We start from the raw sequence: 1,785 nt of genomic DNA on the forward strand, positions 1-1,785 counted from the left end.
CCGTAATCGCGCTGGCAGGCGGTATCTCGCCCTGTGCCGGCGGCTGTAATGAGCGGGGTATAGGCGCATTTTTTTGCATCCTAAACGAACCTATGAGCCTTGAGCGCGCAATGGAAAAAGAGACCGCGACACAAAATTTAGCCCGCGTCGCCGAACAAGCGATGAGATTGTTCTTGCTCGGACGCGGCGCCAAATAGGGCTTTTGGGCTGAAATTTTAAGGCGCGCCCGCTAGAGCTTACAACGAGCGCGGTATGTATGCGTGGCATGTGCGGTTGCGAAATAAGGCGGCGACGGCTCGCGGCAGACAAGCACGACAAAGTGCGGCAGAAAGCGAGTACAGCGAAGAAGCGAAATTTTATGCAGGATAGATTTGCGTGCTTTAAAGGCACGGCGCGATCTTGACGCAGATGCGGTGACGCGCAGCTTACAAGGCACAAAAATATACGCGAAGAAGCAGGCGAGAGCCATAAAACGATGGACGTTGGTAAAGCGGCGGCTTGCGGCAAGGGGATATGGGCTATGACGTGCATGCGCGGCAAGCAAATACCGCGTACAGCTTGCGACGGACGGCAAAATTTCATCAACCACAGACCACGGTAAGTAGATAAAATTTTACATTAAAGCGGAGCTTTACCGAAATTCTAGCGCGTTTGAAAATACGGAGTGATCGGATGAGAGTTAAGACGGCGGGCGGCTCGGCAGTGACATAGCGGCGTGAAATTTCCGGCGCAAAATTTTACTTTACTGCGCAAGCATATACGCTAGGAATGATTTAAAATCCATTTTTTAATCAGGCGACTTGCTAGCCCTCACAATACAACCTCAAGACGTGATTAAAGCAGATAGAATTTTAAAATTTAACGCCATATTCGCAGCCTATGAGATTTGCAACATAAATTTAAAAGCAGCTATCCTCTTTTAAAATTCCGTTTAAATTTTAGCCTACGATATGTCCGTCTTGAGGCGAAAGGACAGCTCAATCGCAAGATCGCGCTTCTTGCAAAGATAACAGCGGCGCATTACTCCGCTCGCTCGCAAAGCCCGCCAGCCTTCCGATGACGCTTTGATGAAAGGCGGGCTGCGTCTGCGTAAATTTTGTATTATTAAGATCGCGGATTTGCTTATCGCTAAATTTAGTGCAGATGCAGCCGCCGTATGCCGCTACGACAGGGCCGGGCTTGCGTTAAATTTACTCCGATCGCGCTGTGTTTTTACGATAAAATTTATAAAATTTCATTTGTAATCGGCGCCGTGAAATTTTATAAAGCTCTATTTTAAAATTTACGGCACGGGCACGTACCGACCAGGTCGTCAAGCTAAAATCAAATATCAAAATTCCAAGCGACGAATGCAGAAAACCCTCGCGCCTAGCGTATCTACGGCGGCGGTGCAGGCACGCCAAATTTATCGCTTTTAGGACGCAAAAGACGCACAGGCGCGGGCAGAATTTATTGATTTTATAGTTTAAAGCATCGAATTCGCGCGCCTAGGCTAAATTAAATTTAAAGCGCGCGACGCTTCGGACGCATCCGCGCGACTGCGAACACTCATAAAATTTGCCCGAAGCAAGGTAGTAAAACCGCGAAAGCAAAAAGGCTCCACGAGCGTTCGCTGCCGCACCCGCCCGAGTAAATTAAAATCGCATGATCCGCCTAGCCGGCATACACGGAGTGCGCCGCTGCGGGCATTTACACTTAAATTCGGTGCGATCGCAATACGATTTAAAACTGCGCCTGCTTAAATTCGCGCCGTTTCGGTTCGCTCGCAATCACATCTCGCCGCAG

The 1,785-nt window shown here is 49.1% G+C and carries 3 protein-coding genes; all 3 read left to right on the forward strand.

Annotated features, from left to right (window positions below; all coding sequences use genetic code 11):
- Positions 1–197: glycerate kinase (locus Q0614_RS08560; protein WP_298788027.1), on the forward strand; the 197-nt coding region annotated here is incomplete at its 5' end.
- Between the two features lie 278 nt (positions 198–475).
- A complete protein-coding gene (locus tag Q0614_RS08565; protein WP_298788029.1) occupies positions 476–601 on the forward strand; it encodes a hypothetical protein in 126 nt (41 codons plus the stop codon).
- A gap of 555 nt (positions 602–1,156) precedes the next feature.
- Positions 1,157–1,279 (forward strand): hypothetical protein, encoded by a 123-nt coding sequence (locus Q0614_RS08570; RefSeq protein WP_298788031.1) that lies wholly within the window; start codon positions 1,157–1,159, stop codon positions 1,277–1,279.
- The last annotated feature ends 506 nt before the right edge of the window (positions 1,280–1,785 follow it).

This window comes from uncultured Campylobacter sp. (assembly GCF_937997595.1).
GTDB lineage: Bacteria > Campylobacterota > Campylobacteria > Campylobacterales > Campylobacteraceae > Campylobacter_B.

Excerpts from the sequence above, each read along its gene's own strand:
- Q0614_RS08565 (WP_298788029.1), top strand. The coding sequence starts at position 476 with ATGGACGTTGGTAAAGCGGCGGCTTGCGGCAAGGGGATATGGGCTATG.
- Q0614_RS08570 (WP_298788031.1), top strand. The coding sequence starts at position 1,157 with ATGCCGCTACGACAGGGCCGGGCTTGCGTTAAATTTACTCCGATCGCG.